This window comes from Uliginosibacterium aquaticum, assembly GCF_012972705.2.
Classification (GTDB): Bacteria; Pseudomonadota; Gammaproteobacteria; order Burkholderiales; family Rhodocyclaceae; genus Uliginosibacterium; species Uliginosibacterium aquaticum.
In genome coordinates this window covers 532854-557600 of the sequence record NZ_JABCSC020000003.1, presented here as the reverse complement: position 1 = coordinate 557600, position 24747 = coordinate 532854, and the positions used below count along the sequence as shown (strand labels likewise).

At 62.7% G+C, this 24747-nt stretch carries 20 protein-coding genes and 1 riboswitch; of the genes, 15 read left to right on the top strand and 5 right to left on the bottom strand.

Annotation, left to right across the window (positions count from 1 at the left end; translation table 11 throughout):
* The first annotated feature begins 9 nt into the window (after nt 1-9).
* The 7 genes from ptsP (at nt 10) to HJ583_RS13905 (ending at nt 10177) form a co-directional block, all read left to right on the top strand.
* The gene (ptsP, locus tag HJ583_RS13935; RefSeq protein ID WP_101940932.1) at nt 10-1731 is read left to right on the top strand and encodes a phosphoenolpyruvate--protein phosphotransferase; all 1722 of its coding nucleotides are present in this window, start codon (nt 10-12) and stop codon (nt 1729-1731) included.
* A 156-nt stretch (nt 1732-1887) separates the two neighbouring features.
* Complete coding sequence (gene metX / locus HJ583_RS13930) at nt 1888-3018, top strand: homoserine O-succinyltransferase MetX (RefSeq protein WP_170022469.1); 1131 nt, start codon at nt 1888-1890, stop codon at nt 3016-3018.
* Nucleotide 3019: 1 nt separating this feature from the next.
* Nucleotides 3020-3625 (top strand): methionine biosynthesis protein MetW, encoded by a 606-nt coding sequence (metW, locus tag HJ583_RS13925; RefSeq protein WP_170022468.1) that lies wholly within the window; start codon nt 3020-3022, stop codon nt 3623-3625.
* Nucleotides 3626-3776: 151 nt separating this feature from the next.
* Nucleotides 3777-7244, top strand: coding sequence for a pectinesterase family protein (locus HJ583_RS13920; protein WP_170022467.1), 3468 nt, complete (start codon nt 3777-3779; stop codon nt 7242-7244).
* An 80-nt stretch (nt 7245-7324) separates the two neighbouring features.
* Nucleotides 7325-8071, top strand: a complete 747-nt coding sequence (locus HJ583_RS13915; RefSeq protein WP_170022466.1) for an anaerobic ribonucleoside-triphosphate reductase activating protein — start codon at nt 7325-7327, stop codon at nt 8069-8071.
* A gap of 127 nt (nt 8072-8198) precedes the next feature.
* Nucleotides 8199-9464 carry an AmpG family muropeptide MFS transporter gene (locus HJ583_RS13910; RefSeq protein ID WP_328824893.1) on the top strand — a complete coding sequence of 422 codons (1266 nt, stop codon included), beginning with the start codon at nt 8199-8201 and terminating at the stop codon, nt 9462-9464.
* Nucleotides 9461-10177: a uracil-DNA glycosylase family protein gene (locus tag HJ583_RS13905; protein ID WP_170022465.1), complete on the top strand. Its 717-nt coding sequence runs from the start codon at nt 9461-9463 to the stop codon at nt 10175-10177. Before HJ583_RS13910 ends, HJ583_RS13905 begins: the two co-directional genes overlap by 4 nt.
* A 6-nt stretch (nt 10178-10183) precedes the next feature.
* On the opposite strand, the gene HJ583_RS13900 is transcribed toward HJ583_RS13905, so the two are convergent.
* Complete coding sequence (locus tag HJ583_RS13900; RefSeq protein ID WP_170022464.1) at nt 10184-10375, bottom strand: hypothetical protein; 192 nt, start codon at nt 10373-10375, stop codon at nt 10184-10186.
* 188 nt (nt 10376-10563) lie between these two features.
* On the opposite strand from HJ583_RS13900, the gene HJ583_RS13895 reads away from it, so the two are divergent.
* The 3 genes from HJ583_RS13895 to HJ583_RS13885 all read left to right on the top strand — a co-directional run bounded on the left by HJ583_RS13895 (nt 10564) and on the right by HJ583_RS13885 (nt 15021).
* Nucleotides 10564-11667 carry a response regulator gene (locus tag HJ583_RS13895; RefSeq protein ID WP_170022463.1) on the top strand — a complete coding sequence of 368 codons (1104 nt, stop codon included), beginning with the start codon at nt 10564-10566 and terminating at the stop codon, nt 11665-11667.
* 192 nt (nt 11668-11859) lie between these two features.
* Nucleotides 11860-13317, top strand: a complete 1458-nt coding sequence (locus HJ583_RS13890; RefSeq protein WP_173863644.1) for a hypothetical protein — start codon at nt 11860-11862, stop codon at nt 13315-13317.
* A gap of 81 nt (nt 13318-13398) precedes the next feature.
* Nucleotides 13399-15021, top strand: coding sequence for a methyl-accepting chemotaxis protein (locus HJ583_RS13885; protein WP_170022462.1), 1623 nt, complete (start codon nt 13399-13401; stop codon nt 15019-15021).
* A 189-nt stretch (nt 15022-15210) separates the two neighbouring features.
* Here the strand turns inward: HJ583_RS13885 and thiC are convergent, their stop codons facing one another.
* Nucleotides 15211-17124, bottom strand: coding sequence for a phosphomethylpyrimidine synthase ThiC (gene thiC, locus HJ583_RS13880; RefSeq protein ID WP_170022461.1), 1914 nt, complete (start codon nt 17122-17124; stop codon nt 15211-15213).
* Between the two features lie 43 nt (nt 17125-17167).
* Nucleotides 17168-17269, bottom strand: a riboswitch (TPP riboswitch).
* A 166-nt stretch (nt 17270-17435) separates the two neighbouring features.
* Here thiC and HJ583_RS13875 point away from each other — a divergent pair.
* Nucleotides 17436-17942 (top strand): hypothetical protein, encoded by a 507-nt coding sequence (locus tag HJ583_RS13875; protein ID WP_170022033.1) that lies wholly within the window; start codon nt 17436-17438, stop codon nt 17940-17942.
* Between the two features lie 77 nt (nt 17943-18019).
* Nucleotides 18020-18514 (top strand): flavin reductase family protein, encoded by a 495-nt coding sequence (locus HJ583_RS13870; RefSeq protein WP_170022460.1) that lies wholly within the window; start codon nt 18020-18022, stop codon nt 18512-18514.
* Between the two features lie 179 nt (nt 18515-18693).
* Here the strand turns inward: HJ583_RS13870 and HJ583_RS13865 are convergent, their stop codons facing one another.
* From HJ583_RS13865 to HJ583_RS13855, 3 genes are all read right to left on the bottom strand, one after another.
* The gene (locus tag HJ583_RS13865; RefSeq protein WP_170022459.1) at nt 18694-19509 is read right to left on the bottom strand and encodes a mechanosensitive ion channel family protein; all 816 of its coding nucleotides are present in this window, start codon (nt 19507-19509) and stop codon (nt 18694-18696) included.
* A 132-nt stretch (nt 19510-19641) separates the two neighbouring features.
* Entirely contained in the window at nt 19642-20145 is a 504-nt protein-coding gene (locus HJ583_RS13860) for a putative toxin-antitoxin system toxin component, PIN family (protein ID WP_170022458.1), read from the bottom strand.
* A 38-nt stretch (nt 20146-20183) separates the two neighbouring features.
* The gene (locus HJ583_RS13855) at nt 20184-21221 is read right to left on the bottom strand and encodes a glycosyltransferase (RefSeq protein ID WP_328824908.1); all 1038 of its coding nucleotides are present in this window, start codon (nt 21219-21221) and stop codon (nt 20184-20186) included.
* Here HJ583_RS13855 and HJ583_RS19350 point away from each other — a divergent pair.
* The 3 genes from HJ583_RS19350 (at nt 21159) to HJ583_RS13845 (ending at nt 24743) form a co-directional block, all read left to right on the top strand.
* Nucleotides 21159-21320 (top strand): hypothetical protein, encoded by a 162-nt coding sequence (locus HJ583_RS19350; RefSeq protein ID WP_328824910.1) that lies wholly within the window; start codon nt 21159-21161, stop codon nt 21318-21320. The genes HJ583_RS13855 and HJ583_RS19350 overlap by 63 nt on opposite strands.
* 337 nt (nt 21321-21657) lie before the next feature.
* Nucleotides 21658-23193: an ATP-binding protein gene (locus HJ583_RS13850; protein ID WP_170022456.1), complete on the top strand. Its 1536-nt coding sequence runs from the start codon at nt 21658-21660 to the stop codon at nt 23191-23193.
* A complete protein-coding gene (locus tag HJ583_RS13845) occupies nt 23190-24743 on the top strand; it encodes a response regulator (RefSeq protein WP_170022455.1) in 1554 nt (517 codons plus the stop codon). The genes HJ583_RS13850 and HJ583_RS13845 overlap by 4 nt, the downstream gene beginning before the upstream one ends.
* The last annotated feature ends 4 nt before the right edge of the window (nt 24744-24747 follow it).

Below are 24747 nucleotides of genomic sequence, written 5' to 3'. Positions count from 1 at the left end.
GGCTCACGCATGCCCTTCGTCATCCACGGCCTGCCCGTATCGCAGGGAATCGCCATTGGCAATGCGCATCTGATTTCTCATGCGCTGCTGGAAGTCGACCATCTGCTGATCGCTCCACGCCATGTGGATGCCGAAGTCATCCGCCTCGAAGACGCCGCGGCCAAGGTGCGCTTCGAGTTACGCGCACTGCGTGAAGTCTCTGCCAGCGCCCAGTCAGAGGTGTCTGCTTTTGTCGATCTGCACACCATGCTGCTCGACGATCCGATGCTGGTCGAAAATGCCATCAAACTGATCCGTGAGCGCCGCTGTAATGCCGAGTGGGCGCTGGTGCAGCAGATGGAAGCAATCGTCGATGATTTCGACAATATCGACGACCCCTATCTGCGCGAACGCAAGGCCGATGTAATTCAAGTGGTGGAACGCCTGGTCAAGGCCTTACTGGGCCACCCGAGCCATGTCGGCACGAAACGCAACAAGAACGGGCTGGATTCCATCGTGGTCGCCCACGATCTCTCGCCAGCGGACACCATCCATTTCAAGGACAGCCAGATTGCCGGCTTCGTCACCGATGTCGGTGGCGCAACCTCGCACACGGCAATCGTGGCGCGCAGCCTGGGTATCCCGGCTGTGGTGGGCCTGCGCCACATCCGCCAGATCACCCGCGACGGCGACATCATCATCATCGATGGCGCACGCGGAGTGGTCATCATCGACCCGGATGAGCGCGTCCTCGAGGAATACCGCCTGCGCCGCAGCGCGCTGGAACTGGAGCGCTCCAAGCTCAAACGCCTGAAAGCCAATCGTGCGGCCACCATCGACGGCCACGAGATCGCCCTCCAGGCCAATATCGAGTTGCCGCGCGACGTGCCAGCAGTCAAGGATGTGTACGCGGACGGCATCGGCCTGTTCCGCACCGAATTCCTCTTCATGAACCGTGACACGCTGCCCAATGAAGAGGAGCAGTTCGAAGCCTACAAGAGCGTGGCCCGCGCCATGGGCGGCAAGCCGGTGGTGATCCGCACACTGGATATCGGAGCCGACAAGGCGCTCAGTACCGGTGGTCCGCGCCCCGAACTGAACCCGGCCCTGGGGCTGCGCGCCATTCGATTTTGCCTGGCTGAACCGCAGATGTTCCTGACCCAGTTGCGGGCCATCCTGCGCGCTTCCCTGCATGGCAAGATCAAGATCCTGATCCCGATGGTGGCACATGCCCACGAAGTGGACGCTGCGCTGGGTGCCATCGAGCAGGCCAAAGCCCAGTTACGGGCTGAAAAGATCAAGTTCGACGAGGACATCAAGGTCGGCGGCATGATCGAAATACCCGCAGCCGCACTGGCGCTGGGCATCTTCGTGCGACGCCTGAATTTCCTCTCCATCGGCACCAACGACCTGATCCAGTACACCCTGGCCATTGATCGCACGGACGAGGCTGTCGCCCATCTCTACGATCCGCTCCATCCGGCCATCCTGCGTCTGATCGCTGCCACCATTCATGCTGGCGCCAAGGCCGACATCCCGGTTTCAGTGTGCGGCGAAATGGCGGGGGACAAGAAGTTCACCCGCCTTTTGCTGGGCATGGGCCTGCGTCAGTTCTCCATGCACCCAACACAGATCCTTGAGGTAAAGCAGGAAATCCTGCGCTCGGACGCCGCCGAGCTCGCCATCAAGGTCGGCCGCCTGCTCAAGCTCGATGAGCCGGACAAGATCCGTGAAGCAGTGGATAAACTGTAGTGACCGAACGCATGGTTTGACATCATTTTCCTGCGGGAGTAAGTTCTCTGCATTGCGCCGATTTGATTCAGCTTGCGGGCGCGTAACAAATACGGCTAAAGCGGATGGGCGCCCTCAAACCCGATCACGCTTTGGCTGATCGGGTTTTTGCATTTCATGACTACACATTCTCATAGCGTCGGCGTTGTCACTCCGCAATGTGCGCACTTCGACGAGCCCTTGCCCCTGCGCAGCGGCAGCAGCCTGCCGGCTTACGATCTGGTCTATGAAACCTACGGCACGCTCAACGCAGAGCGCTCGAATGCCGTGCTGGTGTGCCATGCGCTCTCCGGCTCGCACCACGTTGCGGGAACCTATGCTGGCCAAGCCAAGAGCACTGGCTGGTGGGACAACCTGGTCGGCCCCGGCCGGCCGCTGGACACCAACAAGTTTTTCGTGATTGGCATCAACAACCTGGGCGGCTGTTTCGGCAGCACCGGCCCGAGGAGCACCAATCCGGCCACCGGCAAACCCTGGGGCTCAGCTTTCCCCTTCGTGACTGTGGAAGACTGGGTCGACAGCCATGCCCGCCTAATGGATCGCCTCGGCATCCAGCAACTCGCTGCAGTACTCGGTGGCAGCCTCGGCGGCATGCAGGCGTTGGCCTGGACTCTGCGCTACCCGGAGCGGGTACGCCACGGCATGATCATCGCGGCCGCCCCCAAGCTCTCAACCGAAAATATCGCCTTCAACGAAGTCGCACGGCAGGCCATCCTGACCGATCCCGAGTTTCACAACGGCGACTACTACGAACATGGCGTGGTGCCCACCCGCGGCCTGCGCCTGGCGCGCATGCTGGGGCATATTACCTATCTCTCGGATGACGCGATGGCGGACAAGTTCGGCCGCAAGCTGCGCCACGGCGAACACCGCTACCACTTCGATGTCGAGTTCGAGATCGAATCCTATCTGCGCTATCAGGGCGACAAATTCGCCGGCTTTTTTGACGCCAACACCTATCTGCTCACCACCAAAGCCCTTGATTACTTCGACCCGGCTTACGCCTTCGAGGGTGATCTGGAAGCTGCGCTGGCGGCTGCACGAGCCAAGTTCTTCATCGCCTCCTTCTCCACCGACTGGCGCTTCTCCCCGGCCCGCTCGCGCGAGCTGGTCTTCGCGCTGCTGCACAACGGCCGCGACGTGAGCTACGCCGAGATTGAAAGCGATGCCGGGCACGACTCCTTCCTGCTCGACGATCCAACCTACCACGCCGCGATGCGCGCGTACTTCCAGAACATCGAGGTGTGACATGGTGAAATTCGGCAATCAGGAACGCCACGATTACGACGTGATCGCCGGCTGGGTCAGCGAAGGTGCGCGTGTGCTCGACCTGGGCTGCGGCGATGGCGAATTGCTGCTGCATCTGGCCAGCACCCGCCAGGCACGCGGCTACGGCATCGAGCGCGACCCGGCGCATGTCATCAACTGCCTGAGCCATCGCATCAACGTACTGCAGAGCGACCTTGAACAAGGCCTCGCCGGCTTCAAGGACGGCGAGTTCGACTACGTGATCATGAGCCTCTCGCTGCAGGCGGTGCACAACACCGAGGGCATTCTCGCCGAGATGCTGCGCGTGGGCCGCGAAGCGGTAGTGAGCTTCCCGAACTTCGGTTACTGGCGCCATCGGGTCTCGATCAACGAAGGCCACATGCCGGTCTCCGACAGCCTGCCGCACCAGTGGTACAACACCCCGAACGTGCGCTTCTTCACGATGGCGGACTTCGAGCAGTTGTGTGAACAGCGCGGCATTGTCGTGCTGGAGCGCGCCGCCTTCGACGAAGACCGTGCGATCGACATCGATCCCAACAATTACGCCAGCGTGGCGCTCTACCGGCTCGGTCGCAAAGCCGACTGAGGCCTCATCGCAGGCGTATTGCGAAGAACTGCACAGTCCTGCGGCGGTGCAGCTTGTGACCGATTTCACCCTGAGTTACTTTCCCGTTTGCACTAAGGCGCCCACAGCTCATCACTGATAGGGCGCCATAAAACAAACGGAGGTGACAAGGATGATTGCAGCAATTCGCCGCACGCTAGGCGTGCTTTGTCTCGGCTCGGCCATGCTCGGCCTGCTCGCTGCCTGCGGCGGCGGTTCCAGCGGCACGAATTCCGCTAGCAGCAGTGGCAATAACGGCGGCAGTGCCACCAGCAGCCAGGCTACGAGCAACAGCGCCACCAGCCAGAGCGAAGGGGACAGCGCTAGCAGCGCAGCCGCCCAGACCTCGGCTGCCAGCGCCCTCAGCGTACCGGTTGGCGTGACCGGCTGGGCCTCCCAAGGCACCGGCACCACAGGCGGAGCCGGTGCTCCGGCCAGCAACATCTACGTGGTGCACAACCGCGCCGAGCTGAAGGCGGCCCTGGCCAACCAGAACAGCCCGACCTATGCCAGCAATGCCACCACCGCCAAGAGCGAAGCCAAGATCATCTACGTGGTTGGTTCCATCTACGGCACCGACCTGGGCAATGGCCAGTTCGCCAACGAGGCGTATTACAAGACGCTCACCACGACCTACAAGAACATCAACAACTGGGATTTTGAAGCCTACATCGGCTACGTGACCGCACAAGCCACCGGCGGCACTGCAACGACAGAACAGACGGCGGCGGCCTCGGCGCGCAGCATCATGCAGAACGCGCAGAAAGCCCAGATCGAATTCTCGGTTCCATCCAACACCACTATTCTGGGTGTTGGCGCCGACGCCAAGATCATTGATGGTTTCCTCACCGTTAACGCCACCAGCAACATCGTGATCCGCAATCTGGAGTTCCAGGCTCCGCAGGATCTCGGCACGTCCTACACCTGGACCGCAGGCAAAGAAGAATGGAACGCCAAGTTCAAAGCCATCAACATGGTCACCGGCAAGCAAATCTGGATTGACCACTGCACCTTCAGCGACGGCGCCAACTTCGACAGCAAGGAAGTGCGCACCATCAACGGCGTGACTAAACACGTCCAGCGTCACGACGGCCTGCTCGACATCGAGGACAGCTCGGATTACGTCACCGTGTCCTACTCGATCTTCAAGAATCACGACAAGACCAACATGGTCGGCGGTTCGGGTGACGGCAACGGCGCCAAGGAGCGTGCCTACAATCGCCTCACCTTCAGCAACAACATCTGGCAGGACACCACCCAGCGCGCGCCGCGCGCCCGCTTTGGCCAGATCCACCTTTACAACAACAGCTACAGCGGCAATACCGACTCTGCCGACTACCCGGTCAGCTACTACGTCGGCATGGGCGCGGAATCGCGCATTCTGTCGGAAGCCAACGTCTTCGACATGAGCGGATCCAAAGCCACTGTCGCGCGCGTGATGTCCAACCTGAACGGCTACCAGTTCAAGGATGTCGGCTCCTGGTTCAACGGCGTAGCGGCTTCGGCCGAACTCGAAGCGGCCGCCAAGGCAGCCCTGGACGCTCGCTGGAATGATGCCCGCAAGGCCGCGGATGGCTCGACCACTCCGACTGCTGACAAGGTCAACAGCGTCTTCACCCTCGCCGCCTACACCAATCAACTTGGCTGGACGCCAGCCTACAGCTACACCCCGGGCAGTTCGGCGAACGTTGTACGGGCTCACAACCTGGTCAACGCCGGGGCCGGCAAACTGCCGGTAACGGCCGCCAGCAGCACACGCCCGATGCTCGACGATACGGCCGCCAGTAACGCCACCGTAGCCAAGGCGCTTGCCGGCTCGGACGCCTGGGCGCCGCAGAGCGTGAACGCCGGTCAACCGAATGCGGGTCGTCTCTACCCGGCAGGCTTCACTGCTGATTTCGTCGTCACCAAGGATGGCAGCACACCCTACAGCACGATCCAGTCCGCGCTGAACGCCGCCTCCACCAGCACCGCCGCGCGGGTCTACATCCAGGTCAAGGCGGGGGACTACAACGAGCAACTGATCGTCAGCAACACCACCGCCGCCATCACCCTCTACAGCAGCGAAGCCGATGCCACCAAGGTACGCATCTACAACGCACTGTCGCAGGGCAGCCTCGGCGCGAGCTACAACACCTTCGTCACAAACAGCACTTACACCGGCAATACCGATGCCACCACGCTGTACAACGCGTGCTCAAAGAAAACCGGCAGCGTCGGCAAGGAGTGCTCGGCCACGATCCGCGTGCGTAACAACGGTTTCCAGTTGGTGAACCTCAGCGTTGAAAACGCCTGGGTAGAAACCGGCAGCAGTGATCAGGCGGTTGCCGTGATGGTCGACAAGGCCGACAAGGTGGTGCTCGATGGCGTACGCCTGATCAGCAACCAGGACACCCTGTATCTCGCCAACAGCGGCAAGCGCGTCTATGTCACCGCCAGCGACATCAGTGGTGACGTGGACTTCATCTTCGGTGCCGGCATCGGCGTGTTCGAAGGCAGCACCATCCGCACCCTCGGCGCGCGCAAGCCCTCCGGCACATCGATCACCTCTCCCTCCACCACCGCTGCCAGCCAGAGCGTAGGCCTGCTGTTCAACAACAGCGTCTTCCTGGCCGACAGCGCAACGACGGACAACAGCATCTATCTGGCCCGCCAGTGGGACGACAGCGCAACCGACGCACCAGGCAAGGTGCTGGTGCGCAACTCGGTGCTGGGCAAGCATGTGGCTTTGACAAGCGGGCCGTGGAGCCCGACCGTCATCGGCGGCTCGGCCACCCAGTACACCTACCTCAATGAGTACCGCAACTGGGATGAGGTACAGAAGGCCAGCTCCTCGGCGACCAGCAGTGCTGCGGCCAGCAGCGCGGCAGCGAGTTCGGCGAGCAGTTCTTCGGCAACCGCCAGCTCGGCAGCCACGTCGTCGGCCAACTCCAGTGTAGCCACCGGCAGCGGCTCGAACACCCCGATTACCGGCTCCACGACGCTCACCAATGCCTATGTCGCCAGCGGCCTACCGGTCACCGTCGGCACCAGCTACGACAGCGTGAATGGCAAGTACACGCTGGAATCGGCGGGTCTGCTTGGCACTACCACGGTGCTCACTGACTCGATGCAGTTCGCCTACCAGCAGATCACGGGCGACTTCACCATGATTGCCAGACTAACCGCCATGAGCATGGTCGGACTCAGCAACACATCCAACGTGCGCGCGGGCCTGATGATTCGGAACAGTCTGGCAGACAACTCGCGCTTCTACGGCATCATGGTACGTGGAGTACCCCGGGTGCAATGGGAACAACGCTTGGCTGATGGCGGTGCCACAGCCTCTACGAGCCTTGCCAACCTGACCACCGGCCAACCTTCCAGCACAGATCCCGTCTGGCTCAAGCTGCAGCGCACCGGCCAAGTAATATCCGTTACCTACTCCATCAATGCTGGCGTCTCCTGGCTACCCGCCACGCCGAAAACGCAAGACTTCGGCACCGCCACAGGCGCCGCTCCTTTCGACAGCACGGTCTATGTTGGTCTGGCCGGCGTCTCCGGCAGTACGACGGTCACCTCCACCAGCGTGTTCGATTTCGTGTCGATCACAACGCCCTGATCACGCTCTGACGACGCATCCCGAGCCCGCCTCCCCGGCGGGCTTTTTTTCGTCCTGCGCAAACCCCGTAGAATCCTCCCATGACTTCTGCCGCACACGCTTTCATCGTCAGCCCGTGGACTGCCCGCATCCGCATCGGCGCCTTCAACCCTGCCGCCGAGCACGACTGGCCAGGCCGCCGCACCGCCACGCTGTTCCTGCATGGCTGCCCGTGGCGCTGCGCCTATTGCCACAACCCCGAGCTGCAATCGCGCAGCAGCATGCGCCTGCTCTCCTGGGAGAAGATCGCCACGGAACTTGCAACCCATCGTCACACCATCGATGGCGTGGTGTTCTCGGGCGGAGAGCCCACGGCCGACAGCTGCCTGCCTGATGCCATCCTCGCCGTGAAGGGCATGGGTTTTGCGGTCGGCCTGCATACCAGCGGCGCCTACCCTGAACGCCTGGAGAAGGTGCTGCCGCTGCTGGACTGGGTCGGCTTCGATCTGAAGAGTGATTACGACGGCTACGACACCCTCACTGGTGCACCGGGCAGCGCCGCGCGGGCCACACGCAGCGCGCAGCTGATCGTGGCCAGCGGCGTAACGCATGAGTTCCGCCTCACCTGGCATCACGAGTTGCTGAGCGAAGACGCTGCCCTGCTCGCCGCCCACTTCGCGCAGCATCTGGGGGCCCAGCGCTTCGTGCTGCAGGTCTTCCGTCCAGAAGGCGTCACTCACCCGGCAATCGCGGCCCACTCTTTGCCCAGCGCTGACCTGGTCGAACAGATCCGAGGCCTGTTTACAGACTTTGAATTGCGTGGCGAACTCTGCGGGCTCGCGATATAAGAACACCCATATCGCACCCGCCGGCATGCGCGCCCTAAACCTCGCGCCCACGACACCGGGGCTGACTCCGAAATACCTACTTCGGCCATAATCGCCCACTCACGCACCGCCCCACCGGACCCCGCTCGTGACCGATTCCCGTCCCGCCTGGCTCGAAGCCCTGCTGAACCGCCGGATGCTGATCTGCATCCTGACCGGCTTCTCTTCCGGCCTGCCGCTCTACCTGCTGTTGAACCTGGTGCCGGCCTGGCTCAAGACCGAAGGCCTGAACCTCAAGGTGATCGGCGCCTTTGCCTTGATCCAGTTTCCCTACACCTGGAAGTTCCTGTGGTCGCCGCTGCTCGATCGCTATGCCCTGCCCTTGATGGGCCGCCGGCGCGGCTGGATGCTGCTGACCCAACTGCTGCTGCTGGCGGCCATCGCCACGCTGGGGCAGGTATCGCCCACCTCACAGGTCGGCCTGGTCCTGATCCTCACCGCGCTGATCGCCTTCCTCTCGGCTACCCAGGACATCGTGCTGGATGCCTTCCGCCGCGAACTCTTGCCCGAGATCGAACTCGGCCTGGGTAACGCCATCCACGTGAATGCCTATAAGATCGCCGGCCTGGTGCCGGGCTCAATCTCGCTGATCCTGGCGGACCACCTGCCCTGGGGCAGCGTGTTTCTGGTCACCGCCCTGTTCATGCTGCCCGGCGTGGCGATGAGCCTGCTGGCTGGCGAGCCCCGCGCCGCCGCCGCCCGGCCACGCACGCTGCGCGAAGCGGTGCTTGAACCCTTCCACGAATTCTTCAGCCGCCATGGCCTTCGCTCGGCCCTGCTGGTGCTGCTCTTCATCCTGCTCTACAAGCTCGGGGACTCGCTGTGCACCGCACTGGCGACCCCCTTCTATCTGGACATGGGCTTCACCAAGACCCAGATCGGCCTCGTCGCCAAGAACGCCGGCCTGTGGCCCAGCGTGATCGGCGGCCTGCTCGGCGGCTTGTGGATGGTGAAGCTGGGCATCAACCGCGCACTGTGGGTATTCGGCTTCCTGCAGTGGCTGGCCATTGTCGGCTTTGCCTGGCTGGCCTGGCTCGGCCCGGCCGAAGCGGATGCCGCGCGCCTCGCGGTACTGGCCATCGTGATCGGCGTCGAAGCGGCCGGCGTGGGGCTTGGCACCACAGCCTTCGTGGCCTGGATGGCACGCACCACCCACCCGGCCTACACGGCAACCCAACTCGCCCTGTTCACCAGCCTAATGGCCGTGCCACGCACCTTCATCAACGCCAGCGCTGGCTGGCTGGTCGAAGGCCTGGGCTGGTTCAACTTCTTCGCACTGTGCTTCGTGCTCGCCATACCGGGCATGCTGCTGCTCTTAAAGGTCGCTCCATGGACCAGCCAGGACAATCAATGAGTACCGAAACCCTCATCACCGCCGCCCGCACCCTCTCTGCGGCAGTCACCCCGATGCGCTTCGCCACGCCGATCACCCACACCTACAACCCGCTGGACTACGCCTGGGCGCCGCATGAGGAATACCTGCGCAAGTTTGGCGCGGGCAAGAAGAAGATCATCTTCGTCGGCATGAATCCCGGCCCCTTCGGCATGGTGCAGATTGGCGTGCCTTTCGGCGAGATCGCCGCTGCACGTGACTGGATGGGCATTTCCGCACCGGTCGAAAAACCTGCCGAAGAGACGCCGGCCCGCCCCATCGAAGGCTGGGAATGTGCGCGCTCAGAAGTTTCAGGCCGCCGCCTGTGGGGCCTGTTCGCCGAGCGCTTCGGCACGGCCGAGGCTTTCTTCACGGACCACTTCGTCGCCAACTACTGCCCGCTGGCCTTCTTCGAGGGCAAGCGCAACGTCACGCCGGACAAGCTCCCGGCCGCCGAGCAAGCCCCTTTGCTTGCCGCCTGCGATGCACACCTGCGCGCGCTGGTCGAGGCAACTGGCGCCGAGTGGGTGATCGGCATCGGCGCCTGGAGCGAGCTGCGCGCGCGTGAAGCCTGTGCTGGCATGGCCGTGCAGTTCGGCCGCGTGCTCCACCCCAGCCCGGCCAGCCCGGCCGCCAATCGCGGCTGGTCTGAAGCCGCAACAAAGCAGCTCACCGCGCTTGGGGTATGGGCCTGAGCCAGCTCAGCCGATAGAGATTTCGCCATGCTCCGGTGGCAACACCACCGTCTTCGGAGGATGGGGCAAACAGCCCGGCGCATGAGGTGCCTCACCGTAGCGCAAACCTTCCGGATTGCTCTCGGTGGCAAACGCATCGTCCTGCCCGAAATCGCCGATCACCTGCGGCACGGAAACTATCTTGTCGATCTTGGCCATGATTCACCTCCATCGCCCGCGCAAGCGCGCCGGCCATGCTGTGTGATAGACCGTAAACGGCGCTCCCTGCCATCAGGGGAAACAAACCCCGGAGGGTCCCATACCCCTTTTGCCCGCCAGCGGAGCGCTACAGGACCTCCTTGCCCTGCCGTAAACAGGTTCTGACCATGGTTATTCGGAGCGCAGCGATGGACGCCTATGAGGAGCATCGGGCCAGCAGCCAGACCCCTTATGTGCTGGTCGTCGACGATGTGGCGACAACGCGTGCCATGCATTCCCTGATGCTCTCCCGTCAGTTCGAGGTCAAGAGCGCCGCTTCAGGCCAGGAGGCGCTGCAGCTCTGCGCCGAACGCCTGCCTGATCTTGTACTACTAGATGTTGAGATGCCCGGGCTCAACGGCTTCGATACATGCCGGGCACTGCGCCGGCACTACGACATCCCGATCATCTTTGCCACCTCGCATGAATCACTCGACGAGCATCTGAAGGCCTTTGATGCGGGCGCCAGCGATCTCTGCGTGAAGCCTGTATCGGCGGAGATCCTGCTTCGCAAGGTTCGGCTTGCCATCACGCAGTGGCGCGAACGCGCTGCCCTGCGTGCCGAAAAAGACGCCCTGCAGACCAAGGCCGAGCAATACCAGTCCAGCATGAGTGAGCGCCGCCTGCTGCTGCAATTTGTCCGCACCAGTCTGAGCTGCGAAAACCCTGCCCAGCTTGCCCAGAACTTCCTGCAAGCCTGCCGGCATCTCGGTGTGCAGTGCTGCATCGCCATTCGCCACGAAGGAGGCGAATCGGCCTGGAGTCTTGAAGGTGAAGCCTCGGCCCTTGAGCGCGCGGTGCTCGCGCGGGTGGCCGGCATGGGGCAACTGGTCCAGTTCAAGAACCGCCTCGCCCTCAGTCATGAACGGCTCAGCGTTGTCGTAAGCAACATGCCGGATGAAGCATCGGAAGAAGCCACCCGCATTCGCGAGAACATGTCCGCTCTCGTGGAGATGGCTGCCGCCCTGGCCGACCACCTCGCCCAGCGCTACGAGCTGCCAGCGGCATCTCCCGAAGCGCCGGCTGCGGTTCCCATGGAAGCCCTGCCAGGCAAGATGGCGGCAGACATCCGTCTGCTCCTGCAGGAAATTCTCGACCGCCTCGAATCAGCCTTCGACCTGATGTCCACCGATCGGCATCAGGAGGAACGCATCATGCATGCCGTGCGCGACCCGCTCGAGCGCATCCTCGTATTGCTGAACCAGTGCAGCGACCAGAGTAGCGCTCCCGTATTGCGCCCCCCGGGCGACTGAGCCCCGCATAGCCTCAGTTCAGCCCCCTTCAGGTACTGCGGCCGGACCATTCATCCTGCATGGCCGCCCGCCCGGCCAGCGCCCCCGGCATTCAGCCGCGACCAACGGCGCATCCGCACAGAGCACCCAGCTCATTCGTCACAATTCCGGCCTGATCGCTGCGATACGGCAGCTTTTTACCGGAACAAGACCATGCCTGCCTCTGCTTACCTCCGCGCCCTCGATGTGCGCAACGGTGCCACACTGCTCGTAGCCCTGCTACTCGCCGCCTGCGGCGGCGGTGGTGGAGGTTCTGGCGCCGGCAACTCAGGCAGCAGCACCAGCGTTGCATCGGTCAGCAGCGCCTCGACCGCCAGCTCCGTACGCAGCAGCACCGCCAGCAGCGCTACCCAAAGCAGCTCGACCAGCAAGGCCACCAGCACCAGCAGTCTTTCAAGCAGCAGCACCAGCAGCCAGGCCAGCAGCGGGGCAAGCTGCACAGCCCTGTCCGAGCGCGTCCGCACCACCCAACCCACCCTGCCGACCCTCTCGGCCCCCAGCGATGAATACACGCCCGTGGTGCTCGCCCCTTATGGCAGCAATGGCAGCCTGATCGCCTGGAAAGAAAAAAGTGCCAGCCAGATCCGCGTCGGCACCCTCGCCAGCGACGACAAACAGTTCAGCCCCTTGCTCACCACCACCGGCGATGAAGTACACAGCATGGTCGGTCACAGCAGTGGCGGCGCCCTGCTGATGGTGGCGGACGACCCGGACATTTACAGCAGCAAGTACTGCAAGAGCGCTGCCACGCCCAGCAACGCGGCCTGCCAGAAAATGTCCCTGCTGCGCTTCGACGGCAAAGGCAGCGTGCTCTCTAGCACCACACTCACCGACAAGGCCAATGTCGATAGCGAAGGCGCACTCTTCATCTGGTGGTACGGCCACACCGGCCGCCTGGCCTGGGACGGCAGCCGCTATGCTGCCTACTTCCGCTCTGCCGGCTCCTACGCCCGCCCCAACGTAGCCGGCGAAATCGATATCCACGCCGGCGATACCCTGCGCATGCTCGACGCCAACGGCAATCGCCTCAGCGGTGGCTGGCAGTGGGGCTGCAGCCATAGCTGGTCCGTGCGCCTGGCCGGCAACAGCAGCGGCTGGAGCGCCTTCTGCCATGGCGACGCCTATCCCAACGCCCTGCGCCTGCAACAACTCAGCGCTACGGGCGTCAGCACAAAAACCACTGAATGGCTCAGCGGCACGAGCGCCGACACCCGTGCTCTCGGCGGCGTAGTGGCCGATACCGACGGCTACTGGCTCAGCTACCTGGAAACCACCGGCAGCCTGCGCCTGCATCTGGCCCGCTTCAACAACAACGGCACGCTGATCAGCGACCAGATCATCAGCAGCGCCACCGGCATCGACGCCCAGTACCCTTTCCGCGCCTATCTGGGCAAGCTCGGCAGCCAACTCCTGCTCGGCTGGAAGAGTGGCGGCAAGCTCATCCTGCAGGCTGCCGACGCCAGCGGCACGCTGCTCGGCACGCCTGTCACAAGCGCCGCCGGGGTCTCGAATTTCGACGAATTCGTCAGCCTGGGCAATGGCGATCTGGCCTTCGCCAACGCGGCCAGTAGCGGGGTGGTATCGGTCACACGCGTGGCAGCCTGCAACTGAGTAAATAGCCGTGGTGTTCAAGAAAGCAGGATGCCCGTCGTAAACCCTTAGACGAGCATCCGCCCCTTCCGAAAGAACACCATGAAAACAACCATCGCCTTCCGTCTGCTCCTGATCGTCATCTTCTCAGCCATCACCGCGCTGACAGTCGGGCTGGTCGGCATGCTGGCCACAGGTTCGCTGACAGACTCCTTGCGCAAGGTCCAGTCGATCACCGTGCCACAAGTGGACGCCCTGCACCGGATCATCGGCCAGTCGCTGCGCGTGCGCGTTCACGTGTACAACCATGCCCGGGCCGAAACCACCGAAGAGATGGACAAGATCGAGAAGGCCATGACCAAGAGCATGGCCGTGCTGTGGGAAGAGGTGGAAAAGTACGAGAAGCTCGTCTCCGACCCGAAAGATCGGGAGATGCTGGAGGCCGACAAGGAGGCCCTCAAGGTCTTCGAAACCTCGCTGGCTCCGGCCGTTGCACAGAACCGCAAGAACATCCCGAGCGACCCCGACTCAGTAAAACTGATCAATGCCGTCGTGAAAACCTCGGCCGATGCCGCCCGCAGCCTCAACGCTCACTATGAGCAGTTGAAGAAAGACATCGAAGCGGATCGCACCACAGCCGAAGCTGCGGCGAGCCGCCACCGTAACATCTCGTGGGCCGTCATCATCATCGGCGTGGGCCTGATTGCCACCTTTGGCCTGCTGCTGGTGCGTACCATCCGCGGCACACTGGAGGGCGTGCAAGGCGCCATCACCCGTATCGAACGCGAGCGCGATTTCCGCATCCGCGTACCGGAAAGCGGCCAGGATGAGCTGAGCCAGATGGGTGCCAGTTTGAATCGTCTGATCGGCTCCATGCAGAACAACCTCCAGCACATCGGCCAGAACGCTGAGGATGTGGCCAGCAAATCACGCCACATGGCGGGCACCGCTCAGCAGGTATCCATGTCCTCCGGCCAGCAGAGCGAGTCCGCCTCGGCCATGGCCGCCGCCATCGAAGAGCTGACGGTCAGCATCGGTCACATCGGCGACCGTGCCTCCGAAGCCAACCAGCTCTCGCAGGAATCCGGCCGACATGCTCAGGAAGGGGGCCAGATCATCGGCCAGACCGTGCAGGACATCCACGAGATCGCCAGCACCGTGAATGAAACCAGCTCGCGCATCCGTATCGTAGAAGCCGAGAGCGACAAGATCTCTTCGGTCGTGGCGGTGATCCGCGAAGTGGCCGATCAGACCAATCTGCTCGCCCTGAACGCAGCCATTGAAGCCGCTCGCGCTGGCGAACAAGGTCGCGGTTTCGCGGTTGTGGCTGACGAAGTGCGCAAGCTCGCCGAACGCACCGCCAACTCCACCCGCGAAATCACCACCATGATCGATGGCGTGCGCAACGGCGCCAAGGACGCGGTCAACAGCATGGCGATTGCGGTGGATCGCGTCAGCGTTGGCGTGACCCGCGCTGAAGGCGCCAGCCAGGCTATCGCTCGCATCAGCGAAACCAGCGGCCAGGCGGTGGAGATGGTGCGCGAGATCACCGACGCCATCCGTGAGCAAAGTGCGGCCAGCCACAGCATCGCGCAGCAGGTCGAGCGCATCGCCCAGATGGCCGAAGTCGGCAACGAAGGCGCCGCCCTCAGCGCCAATGCTGCCCACGAGCTCGATGCACTGTCCGCCTCGATGCAGCAGATCGTGCAAACCTACAAGCTCTGACGAGAACGCGCTTCAAAAAAATGGGCCGCCCGAGTGATTCAGGCGGCCCATTTCATTTCAGCCAATCAGGCTCACATCGAAGAGCGACATTCCGGCACCAGCGGGGCCGAGACGCAAAGACAAGTCGCAGACAGTGCTTAAGCACGGCACGACGCAGTCGACAAAGTCTCGGCCCCGCTGGCGCCGGAATTACAGCTTGTGATAAACCTCAGCGCCCTTCTTCACGAACTCCACCGACTTGGTTTCCATGCCCTTCTTCAAGGCGTCGATTTCGCTGATGCCCTGAGCGGCGGCGAAGTCGCGCACGTCCTGGGTGATCTTCATCGAGCAGAAGTGCGGGCCGCACATTGAGCAGAAGTGCGCCACCTTGGCGCCTTCGGCGGGCAGGGTTTCGTCGTGGTAGGAGCGCGCGGTGTCGGGATCCAGCCCAAGATTGAACTGGTCTTCCCAGCGGAACTCGAAGCGCGCCTTGCTCATCGCGTTGTCGCGAATCTGGCTGGCCGGGTGGCCCTTGGCGAGGTCGGCGGCGTGCGCGGCGATCTTGTAGGCGATGATGCCGGCCTTCACATCGTCCTTGTCCGGCAGGCCGAGGTGCTCCTTGGGCGTCACGTAACAGAGCATCGCACAGCCGTACCAGCCGATCTGCGCGGCGCCGATGGCGCTGGTGATGTGGTCGTAGCCGGGGGCGATGTCGGTGGTCAGCGGGCCCAGCGTGTAGAACGGGGCTTCGTCGCACCATTCCAGCTGCAGGTCCATGTTCTCCTTGATCAGCTGCTGCGGCACATGGCCGGGACCTTCGATCATCACCTGTACGTCGTGCTTCCAGGCGATTTGCGTCAGCTCGCCGAGCGTCTTGAGTTCGCCGAGCTGGGCTTCGTCGTTAGCATCCCAGATCGAGCCGGGGCGCAAGCCGTCGCCCAGCGAGAAGGCCACGTCATAGGCCTTCATGATTTCGCAGATCTCTTCGAAGTGCGTGTAGGTGAAATTCTCTTTGTGATGCGCGAGGCACCACTTGGCCATGATGGAGCCACCACGCGAGACGATGCCGGTCATGCGGTTGGCCGTCATCGGCACATACTTCAATAGCACACCAGCATGAATGGTGAAGTAGTCCACGCCCTGCTCGGCCTGCTCGATCAGCGTGTCGCGGAAGATTTCCCAGGTCAGGTCTTCGGCCTTGCCATTCACCTTTTCGAGCGCCTGATAGATCGGCACCGTGCCGATCGGCACGGGCGAGTTGCGCAGGATCCACTCGCGGGTTTCGTGGATGTTCTTGCCGGTGGACAGATCCATCACCGTGTCGCCACCCCAGCGGATCGACCAGGTCAGCTTGTCGACTTCTTCCTGAATGGAGGACGACACCGCGCTGTTGCCGATGTTGGCGTTGATCTTGGTGAGGAAGTTGCGGCCGATGATCATCGGCTCGCTCTCGGGGTGATTGATGTTGCTCGGGATGATGGCGCGGCCACGGGCGACTTCGTCGCGCACGAACTCGGGCGTGATCACGTCCGGGATTGCGGCGCCGAAGCTCTGGCCGGGGTGACGACGGCCCATGAAGGCGGCCATTTTCTCGCCGGTCGGGCCGGTGGCTTTCAGCGATTCGATATAGGCGGCGCGGTTCAGGTTCTCGCGGATAGCGATGTATTCCATCTCCGGCGTGATGATGCCTTTGCGCGCGTAGTGCATCTGGCTGACGTTGTGGCCAGGCTTGGCTTTGCGCGGCTTGCGCTGCAGATTGAAGCGCAGCTCGTCGAGCTTCTGGTCGGCTTCACGGGCGCGGCCGTATTCGGAAGAGAGCTGCGGCAGTACCTCGGTGTCACCACGCTCCTCGATCCACTTGGCGCGCAGGGCTTCGAGGCCGTTGCGCACATCGATCTTGGCGGCCGGGTCGGTGTAGGGGCCGGAGCAGTCGTAGACGTAGATCGGCGGATTCTTCTCGCCGCCCATGCCGGTCGGGGTGTCGGATTGGGTGATCTCGCGCATCGGCACGCGGATGTCCTCACGCGAACCGGTGAAATAGACCTTGCGCGAATTGGGCAGGGGGGCAATTGCGGCTTCGTCGACCTGGGCCGACGCGGCAACGAATTGTTCTTTGGCGTTCATGGTGCTTCCTCTCAATGGGCAAGGCGAGGAAGCGGGCGCAGCGGGGGCGCTGCACTCGCCTTCCCTACGCCGGCATGACCCGGATCAGGTTCCAAGGGTGTTTCTCACCGTCCTCAAAACATTGGACGGACCCCCGGCGAATCTGGCCACCATACTGAAAAGGCGCGCGCAGGGCAACCCGGCAGCGCACCGGGGCATTCAAACCCTCTGGCAGCAGCCGGGCCGACACCGCCGTTCATCCTGCCGCTTCAAGGCTTTCACCCTGGCTGCCGTTAGCACTGGCTGGACCTGTATATCCGTGAGGACCGGGCATGGCCCCGTTTCGCCTTTCCTGCTCTCTGCTGAGTTTGCCTGCCTTGGCGGCTTGCAGCCTGCTGGCCGACAAACCCGAGCCGCCGCCGGCGCCTCCCCCTGCGCCTGCCCCGCAAGTGATCGTCGAGCCGCCCCCACCGCCGCCTCCGCCTGCACCCACCAAGCCAGTCACCAAAGCCAAGCCTGCCCCCAAAAGCAGCAAGGTCAGCAGCAAAGCGTCAACGCCTGAGGCCGCACCGAGTGCGGTAGCGCCCGCCACCAGCGCCAAAGCCGTCACGCGCAAAGCTGCCGCGCCGATTCAGGGCCCAGACTGGCTGCAATACTGCAGCGCACGCCAGCAAAGCCCTACCGGAATCCTGTGCGATGCCAACACCCTGCTCGCTCAGCCCTCGGCCAAGGTTCAGGTCTACGTTCGCGAAGCAGCGCTGGTACGCGATACACCTGGCGGCAGGATCCAGCTACGCGAGGGGCTGCCGCGCCTGTATCGCTTCTTCGTGATTCCTTGAGAGTCACGCCTCGGTTTGCTTCCGTCCCCAAGTAACGGATAATTCGCGCCCATCTCCGCTGTACCCGGCCTGACCTGATGACTTCTCCCGCCCTTGCTTTCGACTCAAGCACCTTCCGCCGCACCCTGGGCATGTTCGCAACCGGGATCACGGTCATCACCGCACAGGCCAAAGATGGCAGCCTGGTCGGGCTGACCGCAAACTCCTTCAATTCGGTGTCGCTGACCCCGCCCATGATCGTGTGGAGCCTGGGCAACAACAGCGGCGTGCGCGAGGTGCTGGAGCGCTGTGAGTATTACGCAGTGAATGTGCTTGCCGACGATCAGGAAGCTTTATCGAATCTCTTCGCCAGCAAGGCGGCAGACCGTTTCGCCGGCGTGGACTGGGAGCCGGGGCTCGGCGGAGCACCAGTACTGGCCGGCTGCGCAGCCGTGTTCGAAGTACGCAACAGCCTGCGCTACCCGGGCGGAGACCATGTGATCTTCATCGGCGAGGTGGCGCGTTGCGATCGTTCAGAGCGGGAGCCCCTGTTGTTCTTCAACGGCCGCTATCGCAAACTTGCTGCGCTGTAGAAATCAGCCAGCGACAAAGAAAGAGCCAGCCCCCTGATGGAAGCTGGCTCTTGTCGTATGGAGTGAGCGGCTTTTCGCACGGGGCTCCTGGCATCGCCGCCTGGCCGGCCCCGCACAGCCGCTCTCATGCTTTTACGGCCCGGATCGGCCCGGCTTGAGGGCAAACCCCGATCAAGCACTCATTTCTGGATCAGTACCTGATGCGGCACGGCTGCGGGCCAGCCGGCCTGCGTAGCAATTTCCAGAATCGCCTTGTTGGTATCGAAATACACCTGCCAGTAATCGTCGGTATGGCAGTAAGGGCGCACCACCAGCTTCACCCCGGCTGGATTGAACTCGAGGATCTCTACATCCGGCGCCGGTTTGTCCATCACATTCGGGATCTGCGCCACCCGAGCCTTGAGCAGGCTAATGGCATTAAGTGGATCAACGCCGTGGGCCAACTGGGCGGTGAGATCAACGCGGCGAAAGTCATTGCTGCTGAAATTCACGATGTTGTCGGCAAACAGCTTGTTGTTGCCCACCACGGTCCGCACGTTGTCCGGCTGATCAATCGTCGTGGCAAACATGCCGATTTCATGCACTGTACCAGTGATGCCGGCGGCGGCAATGAAGTCGCCCACGCGCAGCGGGCGCAGCAGGATCAGGAAGACCCCCGCCGCGAAGTTGGCGAGCAGGCCCGACCAGGCCATCCCGATAGCCACGCCGGCGGCCGCGATGATGGCGGCAAAGGAGGCCGTTTCCACACCGAACAGGCTCAGGATGGCGATCACCAACAGCACGCGCATGCTCATGCCAATGGCGGATTCCAGATATTCGATCAGCGTGGCATCAAAACCGCGCGCATCCATGCCACGCCGGGACAACAGCTTGACGCTCTTGATGATCCAGCCGCCGATGATCCACAGCACGACGGCGCCGACGATCTTCCAGGCAAAGGGGACCAGATTCTGCAGGATGATGGCCGGCAGTTGGGTCAGCAGGGTTTCGTCCATGTTCTTCATTCTCCGTGAGGGCAGCAACAGGCTTGCTTGCCGGAACGATACCCGCGCCCCCTGCGGGCTGTCGTTTCCATTTGTGCCCCCAAAACCCTACACAGCGTTCTAAACGCAGGCAGGAAGGGCTTTTCAGGACTCTCCGCCCGAAAGGGCAAGCGCCTCTGCAGCCAGCAGCTCGCGCTGCCAGAGCTCCGGCGTGAGGATCCTCAGGCGCTCGCGAAAAGGCGATTTGCGGGCGAGCTTGAGCAGCAGCTTGTCGCGGGTCAGAAGCAGGTCAGCCTCACCCAGCCAGGCCAGGGCAAGGAACTTCTGGTCATCGCGGTCCTTGCAGCGCGGCAGTGCGTCGAGCTCTGCCAGACGCGTGTCATCCGGCTCCGGCAGACAACGGGCTGTCTGAGCGTAAGTCGCGTAAATCTGCGCACGCTGTGCAGGCTCAATGCGGAACTGGACATAAGCCAGCACGCGCGCCAGTTCATCGAGGCAGTCGGCACGCGTGAGCAACTCGACAGCGCTGGTTTCGACCCAGTCAGCCAAGGCGGCAAGAGCCGGATCACGGAAGTGCCACAGGGCCATCACCACGTTGGTATCGAGTACCACGCGCAGCGGGTGGGAGGAAGGCAAAGAAAAGGGCATGCCCGGATCTTACTACGCGCTCCGGAGAGCCCCTTCAATCAGGCCTCAGCGCAATGCGCCAGATACTGACGGATCGAGTTTTCTGCCGAGAACCGCGCCAGCTCCCTGTCACCCACATGCGGATAGTGAGCAAGCGCTTCATCGATGCGGACGGCCAGCGCCAGGTGATCGTTGCGCGCGCACAGGAAAGGCGACAGTCGCCCGGTGAGGATTTCACTCGGCCCGGTCGGACAATCAGTACTCACCACCGGGGTGCCCAGGATCAGGGATTCAATCAGAACGGTGGGCAGGCCTTCACTGTCGGAAGACATGGCAAAGAGTGCAGCGTGCTTGATCCACGGGTAAGGATTGGTCTGGAAGCCGGGCAGCAATACCTTGTCCTGCAGGCCCAGACTCGCGACCTGCAGCGCAATCTGCTCACGCCAGTTTTTTTCCGCCTCCGTGTAGGCGTCGCCGATCAGCACCAACTTGTGGCTCTGGCAGGCATGGCTGTCGCAAAAGGCGCGCAGGAGCAGATCCTGCCGCTTGCGGGCGGAAAAACGTGCGGCGTACACGATGTAGGGGCCATCGACGGGGGGCTGGAACTCCCGGGCCAACTGCCGGATCGCCTCAAAATCAAAGGGGTTGTAGATGGTCCGGATCGAGTGCGGGTGCACACCCACTTCGTCGACGATATCGCGCTGCAGGGCGTCAGATACCGTGATGATGTCGCGCCCGCCATAGGTCAGATGAAAGCGGATACGCCATTTGAGCGTGCGGAACAGGCGCTTCAGCCCGCTCTTGTCGCCGATTTTTCCTCGCAGGTATTCCACCATGGAGTTGCGATAGCGGATATACACATGCGGCAGGCAAGCCAGACGCGAAATCCGGTCGGCATCCTCTGCATTCGAGATGAAAAAATCGAAGCGACGGCCATCGGCCTCGATCTCTGCCACACAGCGCCGCAAGCGCCAGGCCAGCATGAGTTTTTCCAGCGCCCGGATGGGGTTCAATCTTCCGGCAGGGGCTAACGCATGCAGCCGGACCCCATCGGGCACGCGATGCTGGATCTGATCATGCGCAAGGATGATGTGCACCTCATGCCCTTGCCGGCGAAAGCCTTCTGCCAGATTCAGCACCACGCGTTCGGCCCCCCCACCTATCAGGGAATCGATCAGCAGGCCGATGCGCCGTGAAGGGCCATCCCCGGCAAGTGTTTGATGCACTGCTTGCTGCCGAAGGCCGGCTATCTCTGTAGCCCGGCCCGAGTGGCTCTGCTGATGCCGGAAAGTCAGCTGCGGGAAAGAAGGAAGGGTCAACATGATTTTCTCTTTTCGGGGGAGTGGTTTGTGCATCGCACAAACCATGGCAGCGTTATCGGCCCACACCCCAAATTCTTGAGAAAATTTTCACCATTTTTCGATACCCGTCAGCCCCCAGGGCCGTGTTCCCGATCCCCATAAAGCCCGCAAGTACAGCTCCAGCCCCACACACCAGCGCCGTAGACCTGACAGTCAGCCCGGACTCCCCAACATGCCTCAGCACCCGGCCTATTCCGCCCCGCTTCATCCCCCTGCCAGCCTGCGCCAGCTGAGCGTACTGCTGGCCGTCTGGACCTTGCTGGTCGCGGTATCGCTGGCGCTGAGCATCAGCCGCATCCAACAGCACGCGCATGACTTGATGCTGGAAGGCGCACGCAACGTGTTTCGCACCATCGTAGCGGCACGCGCCTGGAACGCCTCAAGCGGAGGCGTATATGTTCCGGCCAGTGAGCAGAATCCGCCCAACCCCTTCCTGTTCAGCCCCAGCCGTGATCTGCACACCGACAAACTGTCGCTCACCCAGATCAACCCTGCCTACATGACTCGCCAGATTGCTCATCAGGCTAGCCTGCAAGGCACGCTGAAAATTCACATGACGTCGTTGCGTGTCCTTCGCCCGGAGAACAGCCCGGACAGCTGGGAAAAACAGAGCCTTGCGCGCCTCGAGCAGGGCGAACTTGAAGTCGGGGAGGTCGTAGAGCGCGCAAATGAAGAAAAAGAATTCCGGTTCATGGCGCCACTGTTTGTCGATAAAACCTGTCTGGGCTGCCACGCTCACCAAGGCTATGCCATAGGCGATGTGCGCGGCGGCATCAGCATCAGCCAACCTTGGCAGGACTCCGCCACGCGCAACCAGATCATCCACAGCAGCCTGTTGCACGCCCTGGTCTTCCTGCTGCTGGCCGGTGGCAGTCTGCTGGCACATCGGTCGCTGGCAAAACGCTGGGCGCAGACCGAACAGGCCATGTCAGGCCTCATGCAGGCCGAAAAAATGGCCTCGATGGGGCGTCTGGTGTCCGGCTTCTCTCATGAGCTGAACACCCCGCTGGGGGTGGCGATCAGTGCCCTCTCGCACCATGAACATTGCCTCGACGACTTCGGCCACCTGCTCCAGCGCGAGGAGGTGCCGGAGCAGGAGATCCGCGCCCTGCTCACCGACATGCGTGAAAGCGGCCAACTCGCCCAGTCCAACCTGCGCCGGGCCGCCAATCTGGTCAGCGGCTTCAAGCGCTCATCCACCGACATCGAACGTGAAGACATCCGCCACTTCAAGCTGCGCGAGATCGTTGACGAAGTGCTGCAGACCCTGAGCAACGTTTACAAGAAAACCGCCCGCATCGAGCTTGATTGCCCACCAGAACTCAGCATGACCAGCGTCCCGGGCCTGCTCGACCAGATCTTCACCAATCTGATCGTCAACAGCGTCACCCACGCCTTCGGGCCCGAACAAAGCGATGGTCACATCCGCATCGCGATCGACAGCGATGGCGCCGGACAAATCCTCATCGGCTACGCTGACGACGGCAAAGGCATGTCCCCCGCAGTCCAGCGCCGCATCTTCGAGCCCTTCTTCACCACCCGTCAGGCTCAGGGCGGCACCGGTCTCGGTCTCTACATCTGCTACAGCCTGGTCACCGAGCGTCTGGGCGGCAGCATTCGCTGTGACAGCCTGCCCGGCGCCGGCACCCACTTTTTGATCCGCCTGCCCCAGCACACCCCCACCGCACCTTCAGGCGAGACACCATGAGAATCATCAAGGATGCCATCCAGTTCGAGGCCGAGCGCGCCACGCCCGCCAGCCCGACAGCCAAGCCGCTCTACACCTGGAAGCTGCTGGTCGTGGATGACGAACCGGACGTACGCGCCGTAACCCGCCTCGGCCTGCGCAATTTCACCTTCGCCGAGCGGCCGCTCGAATTCATCGAAGCCAGCTCTGCCAGTGAGGCCCTGCAGCGCCTCGCCGAACATCCGGACATCGCCGTGGCGCTGGTGGACGTGGTGATGGAAACCGAGGATGCCGGGCTGCGCCTGGTCGAGAAGATCCGCAACGAACTCGGCAACAAGCTCATTCGCCTGGTGATCCGCACCGGCCAGCCCGGGGCCGCCCCCGAACGCTATGTGATCGACCACTACGACATCGACGACTACAAGGACAAGACCGAGCTCACCACCACCCGCCTCTACACCACGGTGCGCAGCGCCCTCAAATCCTATCGCGACCTCTGCGCCATCGACATCAACCGTCTCGGCCTGGAGCGATTGCTACAGGCCGCGCCGGACATCTACCGCCTGGCCAACGTCTCACTGCAGGAGTTCTTCTCCGGCGTGCTGACCCAGGTCGTCGGTCTCTGCCACCTCTCACCGGACTCCTTCATCTCCACCATCGAGGGCGTGATCGCCACGGTGGAAAGCGGCGAGCAGGCGGTGCATGCCGGTACCGCCCCCTTCATCGCCAGCGGGCGCTTCCATGCCATCCATGAACAATGCCGCAAGGCGGTGCTCGCCGGGCAGGACCCCACGGGCCTGCCCGGCAACGCCTTCATCATTCCGATCGTGATCCATGGCCAGGCCGAGGGCTACATCTACATCGAACCCACCCTGCCGCTCTCCGATGACGACAAACGCCTGATCCGCCTCACCGCCCAGCAAAGCGCGCAATCACTCGAAAATCTGCGCCTGCACATCGATCTCGCCAACGCTTTCCGCTACGCCATCGACATGCTGGCCGAAATCGCCGAGTTCAAGGACAAGACCACCGGCCGCCACATCGAACGCATCGCCACCTATACCGAGAAAGTCGCACTGGCGATGGGCTGCTCGCGTGCCGAAGCCGAGCACATGGGCATCTCCAGCCGCCTGCACGATGTCGGCAAGATCGGCATTCCGGACGACATCCTCGGCAAGCCCGGCAAACTCGACCCGGAGGAAGTTCGCATCATGCAGCACCACGCCAGCATCGGCGGCAGCATCCTCGGCCACGACAAGGCACTCGGCCTCGCCCGCAGCATCGCCACCAGTCACCACGAACGCTGGGATGGCCTGGGTTACCCGGCTGGCATTCGCTCCGCTGAGCTACCGCTGGCAGTACGCATCGTCAGCGTGGTCGACGTCTTCGATGCGCTGGTCAGCCATCGCCCCTACAAAACGCCCTGGCCACTGCCCGAAGCCCGCGCCGAAATTCTTGCCGGCCGTGATATCCAGTTCGACCCACAGGTCGTTGATGCCTTCTTAGGCTTGCTAGATCAGGGGGTATTCGCAAACATGATTGCGGAAGCAAGCCTCCCGCCAGAAGGATGAGCCC

Coding starts and splice junctions, on each gene's coding strand:
- ptsP (WP_101940932.1), top strand. CDS start 10: ATGCCCTTCGTCATCCACGGCCTGCCCGTATCGCAGGGAATCGCCATT.
- metX (WP_170022469.1), top strand. CDS start 1,888: ATGACTACACATTCTCATAGCGTCGGCGTTGTCACTCCGCAATGTGCG.
- metW (WP_170022468.1), top strand. CDS start 3,020: ATGGTGAAATTCGGCAATCAGGAACGCCACGATTACGACGTGATCGCC.
- HJ583_RS13920 (WP_170022467.1), top strand. CDS start 3,777: ATGATTGCAGCAATTCGCCGCACGCTAGGCGTGCTTTGTCTCGGCTCG.
- HJ583_RS13915 (WP_170022466.1), top strand. CDS start 7,325: ATGACTTCTGCCGCACACGCTTTCATCGTCAGCCCGTGGACTGCCCGC.
- HJ583_RS13905 (WP_170022465.1), top strand. CDS start 9,461: ATGAGTACCGAAACCCTCATCACCGCCGCCCGCACCCTCTCTGCGGCA.
- HJ583_RS13900 (WP_170022464.1), bottom strand. CDS start 10,375: ATGGCCAAGATCGACAAGATAGTTTCCGTGCCGCAGGTGATCGGCGAT.
- HJ583_RS13895 (WP_170022463.1), top strand. CDS start 10,564: ATGGACGCCTATGAGGAGCATCGGGCCAGCAGCCAGACCCCTTATGTG.
- HJ583_RS13890 (WP_173863644.1), top strand. CDS start 11,860: ATGCCTGCCTCTGCTTACCTCCGCGCCCTCGATGTGCGCAACGGTGCC.
- HJ583_RS13885 (WP_170022462.1), top strand. CDS start 13,399: ATGAAAACAACCATCGCCTTCCGTCTGCTCCTGATCGTCATCTTCTCA.
- thiC (WP_170022461.1), bottom strand. CDS start 17,124: ATGAACGCCAAAGAACAATTCGTTGCCGCGTCGGCCCAGGTCGACGAA.
- HJ583_RS13875 (WP_170022033.1), top strand. CDS start 17,436: ATGGCCCCGTTTCGCCTTTCCTGCTCTCTGCTGAGTTTGCCTGCCTTG.
- HJ583_RS13870 (WP_170022460.1), top strand. CDS start 18,020: ATGACTTCTCCCGCCCTTGCTTTCGACTCAAGCACCTTCCGCCGCACC.
- HJ583_RS13865 (WP_170022459.1), bottom strand. CDS start 19,509: ATGGACGAAACCCTGCTGACCCAACTGCCGGCCATCATCCTGCAGAAT.
- HJ583_RS13860 (WP_170022458.1), bottom strand. CDS start 20,145: ATGCCCTTTTCTTTGCCTTCCTCCCACCCGCTGCGCGTGGTACTCGAT.
- HJ583_RS19350 (WP_328824910.1), top strand. CDS start 21,159: ATGCAGCCGGACCCCATCGGGCACGCGATGCTGGATCTGATCATGCGC.
- HJ583_RS13850 (WP_170022456.1), top strand. CDS start 21,658: ATGCCTCAGCACCCGGCCTATTCCGCCCCGCTTCATCCCCCTGCCAGC.
- HJ583_RS13845 (WP_170022455.1), top strand. CDS start 23,190: ATGAGAATCATCAAGGATGCCATCCAGTTCGAGGCCGAGCGCGCCACG.